Origin of the sequence: Pseudoalteromonas sp. APAL1 (assembly GCF_021532475.1) — a bacterium.
Taxonomy (GTDB): Bacteria; Pseudomonadota; Gammaproteobacteria; order Enterobacterales; family Alteromonadaceae; genus Pseudoalteromonas; species Pseudoalteromonas lipolytica_C.
This window is the reverse complement of sequence record NZ_JAKGAW010000018.1, coordinates 65969-84704: the sequence shown is the minus strand read 5'-3', so window position 1 is coordinate 84704 and position 18736 is coordinate 65969. Positions and strand designations below refer to the sequence as shown.

Here is an 18736-nt window from a genome sequence, read left to right as displayed (position 1 = left end):
TAATATCACTTCTGTAAGTGGTAGGTACTCATCGTTTTTAGCTAGTGGCGTTGTTAATTGCTGCATCACCGCATTAAAGGGTAAATACTTAAATGACATTTGCTCAATAACAGTAGCGGTCACTTTCATTGACAGAGTTCTCAATAATGAGCTTAAAAACAAGGGATCTGGCTTAAGCTCTAAAAGTGCCGTGTGTAAGTCTTTCTTTTGTTCTTCACGCGCTTTTGCAACTTGTCGCTGCCAAACTCGCTCAAAGGTGCGTAAATACAAACGCACTAAAGCAATTTTGCCAACATCCAATAACATACCTAAGGTAAACGCGTGCACCTCGTTTACACCATTTAATTTAGCAAGCTCTTGAGCCGCAATGGCACACGCCATCGAATTATCGCGCAAACGACGCTTTAATAATGGAAATGGTTCTGTACTGTGAGGCATCCAATGGCGAACCGCAAATGTAGGCACAACAAACTTTAAATTATCTAAACCAATATAACGCAGCGCTAATAATGGGTTATCAACTTGAACCGAGGTATGCTTATTACGCTGCTTACGATAGAAAGGCAAATTAACAAAGGCAACCAACTCACGGCCTAACCAACTTAAATCTTTAACCAAAGGTTCAAGGCGACCAACCGATGCGGAGCGTACTGCTAATATTTCTAAAATCGCTGGAACACTATCTTGAATACCAATTGTTTCATGCACAACCGAGTCGACGTCTTCTAGCTGCTTGTTCATAGCTGCTTCTATGACTTGATGTAACTGCTTACTCGCCTGAGCACGGTACTTATGATGTGCTGTACTGCTTTTTTGTCGCTTCTTTTCGGCTGCAACTTCCACCTCTAATAAAGTGCGTTGCTCCATCGACTCACCGTAGTCAATCTCTAAGGTGTGAATATAACCAATTTGGCGCTGTGCAAAACTATGACCAAGCAATAGATCGTGGGCGCGTTCATTGAGCACCATCGAAGTCCTTTGTTGTCGTTTTTCTTCAGTAATTTGCACAGGGGTATTGTCAGTCATATTTGTTAATTCATTAGCCTAAGATTAGAAGCGAGTTAAAAAGTTAGCAAGTAATTCAAGTCCCTGCTGAGTCAAAATTGCTTCAGGATGAAACTGCACCCCTTCAAGCGCTAAATTAGCATGCATTAAACCCATTATTTCTTCGAAATCAGAATTTTGCTCAGTCCAAGCAGTGATTGTAAGGTCATTAGGTAAATGCTGCTTATCAACCACTAATGAATGATATCGGCAAACGGTAAGTGGGTTTGCTAACCCCTTAAACACCCCTTGGTTGTTATGTTTAACCAATGAAGTTTTGCCATGCATAACTCGTTTTGCTCTGACTACTTCAGCCCCAAGCGCCTGAGCAATAGTTTGATGCCCTAAGCAGATCCCAAGAATAGGCACTTCACCTTTTAGCTGTTCGACCACCTGTAACGAAATACCCGCTTCGTTGGGTGAACATGGGCCGGGTGAAAGAACAATATGTTCAGGGTTAAGCTGTTTGATCTCTGCAATGCTGATCTCGTCATTACGTTTTACCAATACATCTTGATCTAAGCGCTGAAAATACTGCACTAAGTTGTAGGTAAACGAATCATAATTGTCGATCATTAACAGCATTGCGTGTAACCCAAAATTACTCAGTCAAAATAATGAAGGCGCATTTTAACCCAAGTGCTGCGAAATGTCGGCAAAAAATGGTTTATTCCTCAGCGATTAAATGCGCTGTAAGGTCAGCCCTTTCCTGCTCATTAAGTTTTTGCGAGCATTTGTTTGCAAAGTCGTAACGCACGAGTACAGTTTTACCAACGGCGCAGCAGTTATCTTGTTGCCATGCTTCTTGGCGAAGCACAAATGAGCTAGAGCCGATGTGCTCTACACTGGTTTTAACGGTTACATCGTGGCCATAAAACAACTCACCGACAAAGCTTACCTCAACCTTAGCAATGATCAATTTCCACTCATAAGGATTTAGATCGGGGGTAAAAAACCTGAAAATAGGCGCTCGGGCGGCTTCAAACCATACAGGGAGTACGGTATTGTTGATATGCCCTAGCACATCAGTTTCGCTAAAACGAGGTGTGATAGTCTCAGTAAACATAGTAACCCTATAAAAAATATAAACTAAAGGTAGCTCATGACGGACTTTATTCGCGTATACGAAAACGCCCTCAGCAAAGAATTTTGCGACAACTTTATCACGGTATTTGAACAAAGCCCGCATTTAAAACAAGGCATTACCTCTGGCGGCGTGGATTTAGCAAAAAAAGACAGCCGCGATTTATATCTTAATAATCATCCAGAGTACGTTGAGCAACTTAAGCATATTCAGCAAACAACCGCCAGCCACATCTTTAAATACCTTGAAGAGCATATTTTCATGATGATAGGTGCATTTGGTTTAAAGGTATATCATCCGAAAACAGGTCAGCCAGTTGATCTTACACAAGATAATTTTGAAGAAGTTGGCAAACCACAATTGCCATTACTCGTGCAGCAAATTTTCCGCCTCGGGCCTATTCAAGCACAAAAATACGATATCAATAAAGGAGGCTACCCGTATTGGCATAGCGAGGTATACCCACAACACGGTCATAACGAAGCCTTGCATCGCGTACTGTTATTTATGTTCTATTTAAATGATGTCGAAGAAGGTGGTGAAACTGAGTTTTACTATCAACAGCGTAAAATATCACCGAAGCAGGGTTCTATGGTCGTAGCACCGGGTTACTTTACTCATACGCACCGAGGTAATAAGCCCATTTCAAATGATAAGTATATTTTAACGTCGTGGGTTCTATTTAACCGTGCAGAGCAAATCTATGGGCAACCACAATCCTAGCGGTAAAAATCCAACTGACTGTTAGCTCTGTCAAATAGCAGCCCCTTCGGGCTGCTTCAAACTTATAGCTAAAAACTTAGCTTTAATTTTTTAGTAATTGATCAAATAAATCAAAAACCTTATCAAGCTCTTCAATTGTGTTGTAATGCATACAGCCAATGCGAACTACGCCGCCTGTCTCTAATACACCGAGTTGCTTACATAAGCCTTGCGCGTAGAAGTTACCATCCCACACACAAATATGTTGCTTCCCTAAAAATTCAGAAACAACACGCGGCTCGACGTCTTCAAAAGTTAAAGCAAAAGTCGGTGTGCGATAAGCAACACGCTCTAGATCATTAATACCAAACAGCTTAATGCTCGGGTAATCTGCTAAACGAGTTAAGAAATGCTTACTTAATGTCATTTCGTGCTGTTTAGTCATAGCAAATGCAGCCGCCAGTTTTTCTCGGCGTGAATGACTGTCATCAAGCTCACTAATTGCAGCAATGTAATCAACAGCAGCAATGAGACCAGCTAGCGCTTCAAAGCTTTGTGTACCCGTTTCCCAGCGACCTGGCGCAACATCTTTTGCAGGTTCAACTTTATATGGTGTGAAACCTTCAAGATGCTCACGTTTGCCATAGACAATACCAAGGTGAGGACCAAAGAACTTATATGCAGAGCACGCTAAGAAGTCACAATCAAGTGCTTGTACGTCTACAAGCTCATGAGGTGCATAATGTACGGCATCAACATAAACTAGCGCACCAACGGCATGTGCAAGCTCAACGATGCGTTTAATGTCATTAATTGAACCAGTAGTGTTTGATGCATACGTCACTGCAACAAGCTTTGTTTTGCTTGATAAAAGGCTTTCAAAGTGTGCCATATCTAAGCTGCAATCAGCTTCATTGATAAGAGCCGTTTTTACTGTTGCGCCCTTATCTTCAGCAGCTTGCTGCCAAGATGAAACATTTGAGTAGTGATCAGCATTTGTGACAATAATCTCATCACCGGCAGTCCAACCACGCGAGATGGCACGACTAAAGCTGAACGTTAAGCTTGTCATGTTTGCACCAAACACGATTTGCTCTTTAGATGGGGCATTTAATAAATCGGCAGCTGCTTGGCGAGCGCTAGTCATTAACTCAACCGTTTTATCACTTGAGAAAAATGCACCACCTAAGTTCGAGTTGTAGTAACCCAAATAAGCAGTCATGGCACTTAAAACCGACTGTGGCACTTGCGAGCCACCCGGGCCATCAAGGAAAATCGGTGACTGACCAGCAACTTGTTGCATAAGTGCAGGAAATTGACGACGTAATTGCGTTAAGTTCATGATATACCCTTACGCAGTTAGTACGAAGCAATCAAGGTAACCTTCTTTGCTTGCGTCTAATTTATTCATTGGTGTTGCGTTGTGCCATACTTCACGGTCATTAATAAGCGCGAACATGCCGTCTTTAATTTCCATTTTGAAACAAGGCTCTGCTTGCTGATGTTCATAAACAAGTAGCTCACCACCTTCAAGGTTTTCGTGTGATACACCACATACACATACGTGATCAAAACCATCTTGGTGAACACCTTCAGGCGCAGCGGGTGTATCGCTGTCAATCGCAAGCATTCTGAATTGATGAATTTCAATATCGCGATCATCGCTGATCCCCGTCATATCGCGGAACTGATTAACGATTTGCTTCATGCCATCAGTGGCTAATAAGCTATCTTCTAAATTTTCATAAGTACGCTCAACATTACCTTGGAAGGTATTGATTGAGTCATCTTGCACAAATGCTTTAGTTGGTTGTAGCTTTAATTCACCATCAACGACTTTGATTACTGAATAGCGACGCTTACGAAATTGACCATCGGCGTACGGATTCGCAGGTAGGTTAGCAAAAGAAGGCTTTACTGCGTCAATATGAGCTTGGCTTACAAAACGAAGTTGCAATAGATTCTGGTTGTTTAATTTTGTCATAACGATCTCGCCTTAATATGTTGAGAATATTGGCGAGGATTTTAATGCAATTGGTAGGAAATTTTTGCGTTATTATGTAAACAGCAATGATGATTTATGTAGCTTTAAGATCGAATTTAGAAGTAAATTAGAATTTTTATCTAAAATAAAAAGCCCGCTGGATGCGGGCTTTTTAGCTATTTAATTTTAATTAGAATTAAACGGCTTGCTGAACGATTACTTGGTCTGCCTTTTTAGTGTATTGAGGCATACGGTGGAAGTTCAGGTAACGATATGTATCAGCTGCAGTTGCATTGATCTTATCTGCATACTCTTGGTACTCAGCAGGTGTAGGTAGTTTACCTAAGATTGCCGCTACTGCTGCAAGCTCTGCTGATGCTAAGAATACGTTTGCGCCAGTACCTAGACGGTTAGGGAAGTTACGCGTAGAGGTAGACACAACTGTTGCTTTATCAGCAACTCGTGCTTGGTTACCCATACATAGTGAACACCCTGGAGTTTCGATACGCGCACCTACACGACCAAAGATACCGTAGTAACCTTCGTCAGTAAGTTGGTCTTTATCCATTTTAGTTGGTGGTGCAACCCAAAGTTGAGTTGGGATACGGCCACTGAAACCATCTAGTAGTTTACCTGCAGCACGGAAGTGACCGATGTTAGTCATACAAGAACCGATGAATACTTCATCGATTTTCTCGCCTGTTACGTCTGAAAGAAGACGTGCATCATCAGGGTCATTTGGAGCACAAAGGATTGGCTCTTTGATATCAGCTAGGTCGATTTCAAGTACGTGTTTGTACTCTGCATCAGCATCAGCTTCCATCAGCTCAGGGTTAGCTAACCACTCTTGCATTGCTGTGATACGACGCTCAATAGTACGAACATCACCGTAACCTTCAGAGATCATCCACTTAAGCATTACAATGTTTGACTCTAGGTATTCAGCGATAGACTCTTTAGAAAGTTTAACTGTACAACCTGCAGCTGAACGCTCAGCTGATGCATCAGAAAGTTCGAAAGCTTGCTCAACAGTTAGGTGCTCAACACCTTCGATTTCTAGTACACGACCAGAGAATTCGTTGATCTTACCTTTCTTCTCAACTGTTAGAAGACCTTCTTTGATACCGTAATAAGGGATAGCATGTACTAGGTCACGTAATGTGATACCTGGCTGCATTTCGCCTTTAAAACGTACTAAGATTGACTCAGGCATATCAAGTGGCATTACACCTGTTGCTGCTGCGAATGCTACTGCACCAGAACCCGCTGGGAATGAAATACCTAGAGGGAAACGAGTATGCGAGTCACCACCAGTACCTACTGTATCTGGTAATAACATACGGTTTAACCATGAGTGGATTACACCGTCACCTGGACGTAGTGATACACCGCCACGGTTCATGATGAAATCAGGAAGTGTGTGGTGAGTGTTTACGTCGATTGGCTTAGGATAAGCTGATGTATGACAGAAAGACTGCATTGTTAAATCTGCAGAGAAACCTAAACACGCTAGATCTTTAAGTTCGTCACGCGTCATAGGACCTGTTGTATCTTGCGAACCAACCGTTGTCATTTTCGGCTCACAGTATTGACCAGGACGTACGCCAGGCATGTTACATGCTTTACCAACCATCTTCTGAGCTAATGTGAAGCCTTTACCAGAATCAGTTACAAGGGCAGGTTTGCGGAAGATATCTTCAGCTTCCATACCTAGTGATGCACGTGCTTTATCAGTTAAACCACGACCGATGATCAGTGGAATACGACCGCCAGCACGCACTTCATCAAGAATTACGTCTGATTTAAGAGAGAAAGTAGAGATTACTTCATCTGTGCCGTGACGCTTAACAACACCTTCGTATGGGAAGATATCGATTTGGTCACCCATGTTTAGCTCATCAACAGGTAGTTCGATTGGTAATGCACCAGAGTCTTCCATTGTGTTGAAGAAGATAGGCGCGATTTTACCACCTAAACATACACCACCAACGCGTTTGTTTGGTACGTGAGGAATATCATCACCCATGAACCAAAGTACAGAGTTAGTTGCAGATTTACGAGAAGAACCCGTACCAACTACATCACCAACGTATGCAAGAGGTAAACCTTTAGTTTTAAGCTCTTCTAGTTGTGAAATTGGACCAACTTCACCTGGTTTGTCAGGGTTGATACCATCACGTTCGTTCTTCAGCATTGCTAAAGCGTGTAGTGGGATATCAGGACGTGACCATGCATCTGGAGCAGGTGAAAGGTCATCTGTGTTTGTTTCGCCCGTTACTTTGAATACGGTAACTGAGATTTTTTCAGCAACTGCAGGCTTGTTTACAAACCATTCTGCATTTGCCCAAGATTCGATTACTTGCTTAGCAAATTCGTTACCTGCTTTCGCTTTTTCTTCTACATCGTAGAAAGCATCGAACATTAATAATGTGTTTGATAAACCTTTTACAACGATTGGTGCTAACGCTTCGTCGTCTAGAAGTTCGATCATAGGTGCGATGTTGTAACCACCTAACATAGTACCAAGTAGCTCAGCTGCTTTTTCTTTTGATACAAGTGGTGAGCTCGCTTCGCCTTTTGCAACTGCAGCTAAGAAACCTGCTTTGATGTAAGCAGCATCATCAACACCTGGTGGTACGCGGTTAACAAGAAGGTCTACGATAAATTCTTCTTCACCTGCCGGTGGATTTTTGATTAGTTCAATAAGATCAGCCGTTTGCTGAGCATCTAGTGGCGCTGGTACGATACCTAACGCGGCACGTTCTTCTACGTGTTTACGATATTCTTGTAGCACAATATTGCCCTCTTGGTGACGTGAAAGTACTCGGTTCTATTAATCTAAATAGCAATTTTACCCAGTACTTATAGTATTCTGACGGTTAATTATAAAGCTTTTAAGTATAGATGAAAATCCATGCTGCGCTTAGGCACTTTATATTCAGTATAAATAACATGAATAGTACTAAAAAAAAAAGCTATTCTGATGAATATTTATTAAGAATCATTCCTATCTGTGTTTTAAAAGCAAAAAACCCAGCACTAGGCTGGGTTTTAAACTCTATGCAAAGTCTAACTATTAACGCTCTACTTTAACACGTTCAATAACTTTAACTTTTGCTTCTACACGACGGTTTTCTGCATGTGCTTCCGGCGTGTTAGCAGGATTTTTAAGACGCTCTTCACCATAACCAACTGTAGTTAGGCGCATCGCATCAATACCATCTTCAATAAGCTTCTTAGCGACTGCATCAGCACGTTTTTTCGATAACCACTTATTGTAGTCTGCTTTACCAACAGATGAAGTGTGACCTTCTAATACAACATCAGTGCCTGGATGCTCTTTTAAGAATGCAGCTGCACTGTCAATATCATCTAAATATTGTTGTGAAACTTTAGATGTATTGTTAGGGAATGTGATTAGTAAGCTCTTCGTTACTTCACGGTCTTCGTATAATGTACAACCAGAAGCGTCTACAGCATCTGTCATAGGAGTATTAGCGCATTGGTCATCTGCATCAGGAATGCTGTCGCCATCGCTATCAACTGGCTCAACCGGAACAGGTACTACTGCAGGTGCTGGCTCAACTGGCTCTGGTTCGCTTTGATCACCAAAGATATAGCTGAAACCTAATTTAGCACCAACATCAGTGTAACCACGGTCAAGACCTTGGTATAAAGAAGTTTCTGCGTTAAATGCAAAGTTATCTGTAAAGTAGTGCTGGTAACCGGCACCCACGTTAGCAAACATTAAATCTTCATCAACAGCGTCAAGGTTTTTCAAACCGAAAATACCGTAGAATGGGCCACCGCCAAAGTGATACAAACCATCGATACCGTAACGCTTACCGCTTTCAGAACCACTCATTGTAGTTCCATCGTTGTCGGTCACGTTCCAATCGAAATCCATATCTGCGTATTCTAAGCGGGCACTCCAGTAATCGCTAAAGCGATAACCAAGCTCTAAACCCCACCCTGTTGAGTCGTCTACGTCTAGGCCACCTGGCGGATAATCACGGATATTCTCCCATGAATTATCGTAGTAATCACCAAACGCACCAATATAAAAACCTTGTTTCTCGGCTGCGATTGTTGAGGCACTTGTTGCAGCAAGCGCTAAAGCAATTGTAAGTGGTTTCAGTTTCATGTTTCATTCCCTTCCATTTAAGATAACTTAAGGCCGTGTAGCCTACATTCCGTCAAGATAGTTGATGAGTAATTAATCCAAACTTAATAAACCCAAACAACATAATAAATTTTCTTAATTTAACAACACCAACTAAATACAGCGACGTAAAAAGAATCAATATAAATCCAACAATATTGATACTAAAAAAACATTACAGTAAAAATAATTATATTACCTAATAATTATTCTACAAGGTAACTAAAAAAGCTATAGCACAAATGGTTGATAGTTACTTTGATGATTCAAATCAATATTCACTTAAACTATCATTTAACAAAAAGGTACATTCTGAAGATTATTTTATTTAATCGAAAAATAATTATGTTCTTTAATTAAAAAAATAAAGCCGAACCAACTACTTGGCTCGGCTTTACTATTTGTAACTATTTATAAATATAGGAGTATTTACATATTTATAATAGTTTAGTCTTATTTACGAAGAACTTTTACACGTTCAACGCTTGTAATTTGCGCTTCTACACGACGGTTTTCAGCATGTGCTTCCAGTGTGTAGGCTTTATTTTTCAAACGCTCTTCACCGTATCCAACTGTCGAAATTCTATCTGCAGCGATACCGTCTTTGATAAGTTCATCAGCAACATCTTGTGCGCGCTTTTCTGAAAGCTTCATATTATAGTCAGCATCACCCACTGCAGAGGCGTGGCCTTCTAATACAACTGATGTGTCTTGGTTTTCTTTCATAAACGCAGCCACATCTGCAATATCGCTGAAGTATTTGTTTGGTACTTCTGCTACATCATGCGGGAAAGTAACTAACAAGGTGATAGTTGCTTCTTTTTCTTCGTATAATGTACAGCCTGTGCTATCTACTGCATCAGTCATTGGTGTGTTAGCACACTGATCATCAGCATCCATAACACCATCATTATCGCTATCAGTTGGAGCGCTAACAACCGGCGCAGGCTCTACTGGCTCAGATGAGCTTTGGTTACCGAAAATATAGCTGAAACCTAATTTAGCGCCAACATCAGTGTAACCACGATCAAGACCTTGATATAAAGACGTTTCAGCGTTAAATGCGAAATTGTCTGTAAAGTAGTGCTGATAACCGGCACCAACGTTAGCAAACGTTAAGTTTTCATCTAGAGCACTTAAGTTCTTAAGACCAAAAATACCATAGAATGGGCCGCCACCTAAGTGATATAAAGCATCAATACCGTAACGCTCGCCGCTTTCAGAGCCACTTGTTGAAGTACCATTAGCTAAATCTGCAGTCCAATCAAAGTCCATGTCTGCATATTCTAGACGCGCGCTCCAGTAATCACTGAAACGATAGCCTAACTCTAAGCCCCAACCAGTTGAGTCATCAACATTCAATCCACCTGGCGGATAATCACGAACATTTTCCCAAGAATTGTCGTAATAGTCGCCAAATGCGCCAATATAAAAACCTTCTTTTTCAGCAGCGAGGGCTGTAGAACTCGTTGCAGCCAGTGCTAACGCAATAGTAAGTGATTTTAGTTTCATTATTTCCTTCCCATTTTCACAATAAAGCTGTTTTCAGCTAATGTTTGTTGAGTATTTAAAAACTGTTGAGTAGCTCAAAAAATCAATCTTACGATAGTTCATAAGCCACAATTTTACTTATTTATTAATTATCAATGCTTAACACTTGATGCTTAATACTTAATAAAGCTGAATCCAATATAACAAAAGAATTATTTAAATTACGTCTAACATGATTCTAAAGTCGTATTAGATCATCATCTAAAGCAATAAGTTAACTCCATTCTATGATAGCACTTGCGTTTATTCTGCTCAATCAGCAAGCATTTAAAAAAACTAAATAAACACTTTTTATTTCAAGCAAGTACAAATGCATTAGGTACCACAAAATGTTTGATAATTAGCATCGCCATTTTCAGGTGGCTCATACCAAGATTCGAATTGCTGATCGTAAACGTAGGGCTTTGATAAAACTGATAAAAAGCCATTCAGCATTGAACTACATCCTGTTTTTTCATATTCCGCCAAGATCATTTCAATATTATGATTGCGTGGAATGACTGCAGGATTAACAGCACGCATGATGTCATAACTTTCAGCCGATGTTCTGACTCGCCACTTTGCAGCCCACCCCTTAATACTATCCGGTAATGCAAAATCCGCAAGTAATGACTCCGTAAGAGCATTGAAAGTATTAGTATAATCAAGGTTATTTTGCTGCATCAGAGTGAGTAACTCAGTCACTAAAGCTTGGTTATCGTCGTGTTCATCTAGAAGTCCTAACTTCCGTCGCCACATTGTAGTAAATGCATGATTAAACTTTTCAGCAAAACTATTTACTGCACTGGATAATAACGACAAAGCTTGCTGTTCATTTTTAAATAATGGCAGCAAGCTCTCAGCTAATCGCGCGCAATTCCAATTCGCAATGTTTGGTTGGTTACCGAATGCATAGCGCCCTTGATGGTCTATGGAACTAAACACTGTATCAAAGTCAAACTGGTTCATCATAGCGCATGGGCCGTAATCAATGGTTTCACCACTCACTAATGTATTGTCTGTATTCATTACACCATGGATGAATCCCACTCGCATCCAACTGATGATAAGCTCAATTTGCTTATCTATGACTGCGGTTAAAAAGTCTACATAACGTTGCTCTGCACGTGTATCTATCTCTGGGAAATGACAACTGAGTGCGTAATCAACTAACTTTTCTAAGCCTTCAATATCGCCCTGGGTTGCTAAATACTGAAATGAACCAACGCGAATATGACTTTTTGCTACGCGAGTTACGACAGCGCCTGGCCGAGGTGGTTGTCGATACACCGTTTCGCCGGTAGTAACAACAGCTAAGCAGCGAGTTGTCGCGACACCTAATGCAGCCATCGCTTCGCTCATTATAAACTCACGAACCGCCGGCCCAATCGCACAACGTCCATCACCACCACGTGAAAACACTGTAGCACCCGCCCCTTTAAGCTGTATGTCCCACAGTACTCCTTCAACGTCTTTAACTGCTCCAAGCAAATGCGCTCTGCCATCCCCCAGACGTGGTGAGAAATGACCAAATTGATGCCCTGAGTAACCTAAAGCAATAGGCTTTACGCTGTCATCAGTTATTGAGCCACTTAACTGTCCTGCTAGGTATTCTGGATCATGACTAATACCAAGCGACTGAGCTAATTTATCATTGAATAACAATAATGCGGGATCAGCGGCGCGAGTAGGCATATCTTCAATAGCCAATAGTTCGCTGATATCGGTATACCTAGTTTGCAGTTTCATAAAAAATCCTATCGCGCAGCTATGCCAACGCGGTTATCGCCTACCCCATAGGCAACTAATTGACTTAGCGCTTGCAGGCTAAAGCCACTTTGTTGTTGTAGCTCGTTGAAAAAGTCTTGTGCAGCTTGTAATGACTTTTTAGTTTGTAAGCCACCGTCAATTAATTCATGAGCACGTAAATAATTTTCTACGTCTCGAGACAGTAAAAAAGTATCCTTACCCATGGCACGCAATGCATAAGGCCCTGTGTTCCCACCTAGTCGCGCACCATGCTTTTTTAAGTAAGCCCACAAACCGATAATATTATTTACTGGCCAATCAGCTACAAATTGGCTGAAACTGCCATGTTTTTCAGCTACTTCATGGATCATGTAGGCATTTTCAGGGATCGTTTGTACTTTTTTAAAGTTACGAATAATACGTTCATCACTGGCTTTTTGCTCGAGCATATCAGGTGGCATCATTAATAGTTTCTCAACACTGAAGTCCCAAAATACCTCTCGAAATCCTGACCACTTACTATTGATAACAGACCAGTAAAAACCACTTTGGAACACTTTACGCGTTAACTCTTCCAACCATAAGTCATCATGCATTTTGGCAATGTCAGCGCTATCAAGCGGGTCAGAAAGCAGTGCAAGCAGCATTTCTTCACTGCCCTTACGGGTGACAGCTCGCTGATAGATATCGTTAAACTTTTCCATTCTTCTTCCAATTCGTCTGGGTAATACTAGTGTACTAAAAACACGCTTATACGTAACCATGTTGCAAAATCGGTCACTAAAAAAACGAATACTCCGCCTTGACACCTAGATGGCTAAAATGCTTTAATCGTCGCTGATACCCTATTTAACTATGTTGGCTTTAAGCTATAAAGCGAGCATAAAGGGCTGGAAGAGGTGCGTTATTCAGGTAGCGTATAGGAGGAGCACAGACTCTGTTGATCATACGTGAGGGGAATTAACGCCGAGAAGTAACACCGTTTGTGAGGTGCTTATTTCGGGCGACTGGGCTGAATCCCAGCGACTGTCACCAACAATAGCAAAACGCTATTGATTAGTTTGGTGGAGAGCTTCTGGTCTTAGTATAATAAGGCCGTTGCGTCTTTATTATTTTAAGCCCATTCGCTCTTCGAATTATACCTTGTTCGAACGACGACATGCGGCTCCATTCAATTGCTCCCGCATAAACTCTTCGAATACCTTATAAGTTCGTGAGAGATGATCAACAATTTTGATTTAAACGACTATCCACTATGGACAGCGCTTGTCACGCCATTTTCTGAATCTGGCGAGGTCGATTACACGGCCCTTGGGCAACTGGTCGCTGAGCAGCAAGATGCTAATAACGGCATTTTATTGCTTGGCAGCACCGGCGAAGGACTGGCGCTTTCACTTAAAGAGCAACAAGCCATTGTTGAACATGTTTGCCAATTAGCACCGACTGTACCACTTATGGTCGCTGTGGGCGGCATGAACCTTAAGCAGCAAATTGCTTGGGTTGAATACTGCAACCAACTACCTATTCATGGCTATCTATTGGGCTCTCCTCTGTATGCAAAACCTGGGGTTGTTGGCCAAACACATTGGTTTGAAAGCCTACTTAACGCAAGTCATCACCCTTGTATGTTGTATAACGTACCAGGACGTAGTGCAGTTGAGATTTCACCGCAGGTGATCAAAAACCTTGCTGAGCACAAAAACCTTTGGGCTTTGAAAGAAGCCAGTGGTGACATTAGCAAATTTGAAGGCTTTAGAACGGCGTCACCAACACTGGCTATCTTCAGTGGTGATGATGCACTTATGCCGTATTTTGCTCAAGCTGGTGCAAAAGGTTTAGTTTCGGTTGCCGCAAATGCTTGGCCGAGTCAAACCCATGAGTTTGTTAAACGCAGTTTAAGTGGTCAATATCCAAATCTATTCACCGATTGGTCGCAAGCGATTCAAAGCTTATTTGCTGTCGCAAATCCAATCCCCGTAAAAGTACTGATGCACCTGCAAGGTAAAATAAATACCCCGCATTTACGTCCGCCGCTTACGCATTTAGAGCTTGAGCAAACAGACAGCATCCCCCACGCAAACAACACAATTTTATCTTGGAACTAAAAACAGGTTTTATCATGAGCTGGTTAGAATTATTAAACAACTTAGAATCAGGCGCAGTTCGCGCAGCAACACAAGACGAGAACGGCAACTGGCATGCCAATGTTGAAGTTAAACAAGGCATTTTAGAAGCCTTTAAAAATGGCACAAATACCGAGTTCCCGGGTGGTTTTGTGGATAAGCACAACCTAGCACCACAGGGCTTTGCTGCAAATGCCGGCGTGCGTATGGTACCAGGTGGTAGCAGTGTTCGTCGTGGCGCACACGTTGCTAAAGGCACGATTATCATGCCACCAGCGTATGTAAATATTGGCGCATTCATCGACGAAGGTACGATGGTCGATAGCCACGCATTAGTGGGTTCATGCGCACAAGTAGGTAAAAATGTTCACCTAAGTGCAGCAGTACAGTTAGGTGGCGTGCTTGAGCCAATTGGTGCCAGCCCTGTGGTTATTGAAGATGACGCTTTCATCGGTGCAGGCTGCGTTATTGTTGAAGGTGTGGTTGTGAAAAAAGGTGCTGTACTTGCGCCGGGTGTGCGCTTATCTGCAACCATCCCTGTCTACGATTGTGTTAATGAGCGCCAGCTAAACAAAGGTGAAGCAATTCCAGAAAACGCGATTGTAATCCCAGGTTCTCGCCCTGCTTCAAATGCATGGGCTCGCGAGCAAGGTTTAAGCATGTCTTGTGCATTGATCGTGAAATACCGTGACGAACAAAGCGATGCATCATTATTGTTAGAAGAGGTTTTACGTTAATGAGCTTTTTGAGCACGCCCATCAAGCAAGCGGTTGAACAAGTTTCAACACATCTTGATACGCCATTTTTTATCTATGATTTAGATAAATTAACTGCACATTTAAATCAATTAACTGCGCAAACCGATGTGAAACTTTGGTATGCCGTTAAGGCCAACCCGCTGTCTCGCATTATTCAATGTTTAGACAGCGCAGGGTTTAATTTTGATGTTGCGAGTAAAGGTGAACTTGAGCAAGTACTTGCCCAAGGCATCGATAGCGAGCGCGTGCTCAACACAGGGCCTGCAAAGAGCCCTGCACAAATTTCACATTTTATTGCTCGCGGCGTACGTACCTTCGTGGCCGAGAGCATAAACCAAGTTCGCTGGTTAAATGAGCAAGCAACAAAAGCAAATTGTCAGCTGCAAGTTCTGTTGCGTGTACAACTTCGTTGGCCAGACAGCGAAAAGAACCCACTTGGCGGCGATAGCCTTACTCCTTTTGGTTTGGGCTGTGATGAGTGGCAAGCGCTCACAGTAAGTGATTACCCTGCTCTTAACTTTGATGGCCTGCATATTTTCCAATGGGGCAATATGCTGAGCACTGACAAACTCGCCGAGCTATGGCGTGCGATGATTGCGCCATTACAACAACTAGCAAGTGCATTAAATATTAACCTTAATATTCTCGATTTAGGGGGTGGCTTAGGCATTCCTTATACTCAAGATGCTAACCGACTCGATTGGTCTGCACTTATCGAGACTCTGGCGGGTATTAAAGCAGATGGCGGTGTCAAAGAGCTTTGGATGGAACTTGGCCGCTATGCGGTGGGCGAATGCGGCCATTACGCCACACCGGTTGTTGAACGCAAAGAAAATTACAATCAACAGCAGGTGATTTTATCAGGCGGTATTAACCATTTACTTCGCCCTGCTGTAACAAGCCAAGATTTTCCTGCGGCGTTACTGCGTGAGTCAACGGCTGAGCCAAGTGCAATGACTTTATACGGGCCGCTTTGCACTGCACTTGATTGCTTAGGTGAGCACCAACTAGCTAGTGATTTAAGTGAGCAAGACTGGTTGGTATTCAGCCAATGTGGCGCGTATGGCTTTACCGAAAGTATGCCGTACTTTTTATGCCACGAATTAGCGGCTGAATACATCCTTGAACAAGGCAATATTGAGTGCATTCGTAGCGCTGAAGATGCCAGCTATTATTTAAGGTAATCACCATGAGTAAAGAATTAATCAGCCAAGAGAATATTGTGGTTGGCGAAATTGCCAACGGCCTACCACTGACAATTCCTGTGTATCGTTTAAAAGGCGATGGCACAGGGCCAAACGTGTATATACAAGCTAATATGCACGGTGCTGAAGTACAAGGTAACGCTGTAATTTATCAATTGCTTGAGCAGCTAAAATCACTCAAGCTGCGTGGCGATATTACCCTAGTGCCTTATGCCAACCCAATTGGTTGTAATCAAAAGTCAGGTGAGTTTACTCTAGGTCGCTTCGATCCAATCACTGGCACTAACTGGAACCGCATGTACCGCTTTAATAAAGCATTACCATCACAAATTGCTGAACAGCACAAAGACAGTGATGATGCGACCCTTAAAGCTGCGTTTAAACAGGCACTCGTTGCTGACATCGACAGCCAATTAACGGGCCCAGATTACAGCTTAACAACGGGTAAGCGCATTGCACTTAACTTGCAAAAGCTTGCCCATCAGGCTGATATTGTTTTAGATCTTCACACCGGGCCTATCTCAAGTAAGCACTTATACTGCCCCCAATACGCCAAAGCCAGCGCGAGCTATTTTAATATTGAGCATGTGTTATTGATCCCAAGTGATTTTGATGGCGCAATGGATGAAGCGAGTTTCTGCCCGTGGTGGTCGTTATCTGAAGAGCTTGCCAAACAAGGCCGTGAATTTGCAGTTCAAGTCGAAGCATTTACCGTTGAACTTGGTAGCCAAGAAAAAATCGATTTAAGTGCAGCCCTTGAAGACGCCAATAGCATTTTAAGTTACCTCAATCATAAAGAGGTATTGGTTAATGCCGCATATCAACCTAAAGCGATGACACGCTATGCCTGTATGCTTGAAGATTATGTAGCTTACTACGCACCTATGGGTGGCATGGTAGAATACCTTGCACCACTCGGTGGCCGTATAAAAGCAGGCGAACCAATTGCTCATATTTTACGAATGGAGCGCTACCTTTCTGAGCAGCCACTACAAACATTGAGTTTTGATAAAGACGCCATCGCTATTTTGCATTTTGCCTCAGCAAGCGTGAATCAAGGCACCGAACTTTATAAGTTTTTTACCAACGTATTTGAGCTATAAGCTCACCCCTTCTCATTGCGTGAGAGTCGACGGCTTATGCCCTTAGGCCGTCACAGCAGGGCTCCAAGCTTAGCTTGGGGCTCTCTATTTACCTAAAATATCAACAATTCAGTATAAGTTCACGGTTACTTATGTAAAAATCGTTATAATTATTCTTACTTATAAGTCTATTCAAAAGGGAACTGCAATGGGATGGCGCATTTGGCTGGCAGCTGCTGGCTTATTTTCTGTACCTGTATTTGCTCAAACTGAACAACCACAAACCAATGAACAAGATGACGCGCTAGAACTCGTAAAGCAGTGTATTTTGAACGAAGCCATTGGCGGTGACGGCAAACAAACACTCGAAGAACTTCGTAAAAAATGCTCTGACTTAGACGAGAGTAAAAAGCTTACCGCTTTAGACAAACGTAAAGCCCGTGAAGAAGTGAGCAAGAAAAACCGTAATGTGATCACTCCTCATAAGCGTAACTACATTTTACCACTTTCATATGTATCTAATCCGAATGAGCGTCCATTTGATGGTTTAAAAGATCTTGCTGAGCAAACTGATGGTGAACCACTTGATAACCTTGAAGTGAAATATCAACTATCAATTAAAGTACCTATTTTCGAAGGCTTCTCAGATAAAGATCAGGGCGTATTCTTTGCTTTTACCATGCAATCGTTTTGGCAGTTTTATAACAAAGATATTTCATCACCGTTTCGAGAAACAAACTACGAACCAGAGATCTTCTGGGTGAACTACCTTGATCCTGAGCATGTGCTTTGGGGCGATGAAATGGCAATTGCAATTGGTGCCTCACATCAATCGAATGGCCGCAGCCAGCCTAATTCACGTTCATGGAACCGTATCTATGCCGATTTCTTGTGGGAAAAAGACGGCTTTGTATTTAGCTTTAAGCCTTGGTACCGAATTCCGGAAGATAAAAAAGACGATGAATTAGAAGCGCGTGGCGATGATAACCCTGATATTTACAAATACATGGGTTACTTTGAATTCTCAGGTGCATACCGTTATAACGAGCATGAATTTAGCTTTATGACCCGTAATAACCTAAATTCAGATAACCGTGGTGCAATCCAATTAGATTGGTCTTTCCCTCTATGGGGCCGATTACGTGGTTACGCACAATACTTTAATGGTTATGGCGAAAGCTTAATTGATTACAACGCCGATATTGAACGTTTTGGTGTGGGTATTCTGTTAACTGACTTGCTTTAACTGCAGTATTAACTGACTTACTTTAACTGCAATAAAGAGCGAGCTTTAGTTAGCTCGCTCTGAATAT

16 protein-coding genes and 1 riboswitch are annotated in these 18736 nt (G+C 42.1%); of the genes, 6 read left to right on the top strand and 10 right to left on the bottom strand.

Going from position 1 to position 18736, the window contains the following annotated elements:
• The 3 genes from L1264_RS10970 to L1264_RS10960 form a co-directional block, all read right to left on the bottom strand.
• Positions 1-1002, bottom strand: a 1002-nt coding sequence (locus L1264_RS10970) for an HDOD domain-containing protein (RefSeq protein ID WP_235403995.1), incomplete at its 3' end; no start/stop codon positions are given.
• A 48-nt stretch (positions 1003-1050) separates the two neighbouring features.
• Positions 1051-1629 carry an anthranilate synthase component II gene (locus L1264_RS10965; protein ID WP_138556676.1) on the bottom strand — a complete coding sequence of 193 codons (579 nt, stop codon included), beginning with the start codon at positions 1627-1629 and terminating at the stop codon, positions 1051-1053.
• An 82-nt stretch (positions 1630-1711) separates the two neighbouring features.
• Positions 1712-2110, bottom strand: a complete 399-nt coding sequence (locus L1264_RS10960) for an acyl-CoA thioesterase (RefSeq protein ID WP_054552415.1) — start codon at positions 2108-2110, stop codon at positions 1712-1714.
• A gap of 36 nt (positions 2111-2146) precedes the next feature.
• Between L1264_RS10960 and L1264_RS10955 the strand changes: the two genes are divergently transcribed.
• On the top strand, positions 2147-2851 hold the full coding sequence (locus L1264_RS10955; RefSeq protein ID WP_135923251.1) for a 2OG-Fe(II) oxygenase: 705 nt from the start codon (positions 2147-2149) through the stop codon (positions 2849-2851).
• 82 nt (positions 2852-2933) lie between these two features.
• Here the strand turns inward: L1264_RS10955 and L1264_RS10950 are convergent, their stop codons facing one another.
• From L1264_RS10950 to L1264_RS10920, 7 genes are all read right to left on the bottom strand, one after another.
• Complete coding sequence (locus L1264_RS10950; protein ID WP_199527634.1) at positions 2934-4172, bottom strand: cysteine desulfurase-like protein; 1239 nt, start codon at positions 4170-4172, stop codon at positions 2934-2936.
• A gap of 9 nt (positions 4173-4181) precedes the next feature.
• On the bottom strand, positions 4182-4814 hold the full coding sequence (locus L1264_RS10945) for a 2OG-Fe dioxygenase family protein (protein ID WP_199527633.1): 633 nt from the start codon (positions 4812-4814) through the stop codon (positions 4182-4184).
• A gap of 196 nt (positions 4815-5010) precedes the next feature.
• On the bottom strand, positions 5011-7608 hold the full coding sequence (acnB, locus tag L1264_RS10940) for a bifunctional aconitate hydratase 2/2-methylisocitrate dehydratase (RefSeq protein ID WP_135923248.1): 2598 nt from the start codon (positions 7606-7608) through the stop codon (positions 5011-5013).
• Positions 7609-7890: 282 nt separating this feature from the next.
• Complete coding sequence (locus L1264_RS10935; RefSeq protein ID WP_135923247.1) at positions 7891-8958, bottom strand: OmpA family protein; 1068 nt, start codon at positions 8956-8958, stop codon at positions 7891-7893.
• A 471-nt stretch (positions 8959-9429) separates the two neighbouring features.
• On the bottom strand, positions 9430-10488 hold the full coding sequence (locus L1264_RS10930) for an OmpA family protein (protein ID WP_135923246.1): 1059 nt from the start codon (positions 10486-10488) through the stop codon (positions 9430-9432).
• Between the two features lie 354 nt (positions 10489-10842).
• Positions 10843-12255, bottom strand: a complete 1413-nt coding sequence (locus tag L1264_RS10925) for a protein adenylyltransferase SelO (RefSeq protein WP_199527632.1) — start codon at positions 12253-12255, stop codon at positions 10843-10845.
• 8 nt (positions 12256-12263) lie between these two features.
• Positions 12264-12959, bottom strand: coding sequence for a DNA-3-methyladenine glycosylase I (locus L1264_RS10920; RefSeq protein ID WP_135923244.1), 696 nt, complete (start codon positions 12957-12959; stop codon positions 12264-12266).
• A 182-nt stretch (positions 12960-13141) separates the two neighbouring features.
• Positions 13142-13338, top strand: a riboswitch (Lysine riboswitch).
• Between the two features lie 137 nt (positions 13339-13475).
• Here L1264_RS10920 and dapA point away from each other — a divergent pair.
• The 5 genes from dapA to L1264_RS10895 all read left to right on the top strand — a co-directional run bounded on the left by dapA (position 13476) and on the right by L1264_RS10895 (position 18669).
• Positions 13476-14360, top strand: a complete 885-nt coding sequence (dapA, locus tag L1264_RS10915) for a 4-hydroxy-tetrahydrodipicolinate synthase (RefSeq protein ID WP_235403993.1) — start codon at positions 13476-13478, stop codon at positions 14358-14360.
• Positions 14361-14374: 14 nt separating this feature from the next.
• Positions 14375-15115, top strand: a complete 741-nt coding sequence (locus tag L1264_RS10910; protein WP_135923242.1) for a 2,3,4,5-tetrahydropyridine-2,6-dicarboxylate N-succinyltransferase — start codon at positions 14375-14377, stop codon at positions 15113-15115.
• The gene (locus L1264_RS10905) at positions 15115-16320 is read left to right on the top strand and encodes a PLP-dependent decarboxylase (RefSeq protein WP_138556669.1); all 1206 of its coding nucleotides are present in this window, start codon (positions 15115-15117) and stop codon (positions 16318-16320) included. The genes L1264_RS10910 and L1264_RS10905 overlap by 1 nt, the downstream gene beginning before the upstream one ends.
• A gap of 5 nt (positions 16321-16325) precedes the next feature.
• On the top strand, positions 16326-17444 hold the full coding sequence (locus L1264_RS10900) for a succinylglutamate desuccinylase/aspartoacylase family protein (RefSeq protein ID WP_199527631.1): 1119 nt from the start codon (positions 16326-16328) through the stop codon (positions 17442-17444).
• A 187-nt stretch (positions 17445-17631) separates the two neighbouring features.
• Positions 17632-18669: a phospholipase A gene (locus L1264_RS10895; RefSeq protein WP_054563462.1), complete on the top strand. Its 1038-nt coding sequence runs from the start codon at positions 17632-17634 to the stop codon at positions 18667-18669.
• Positions 18670-18736: the final 67 nt, after the last annotated feature.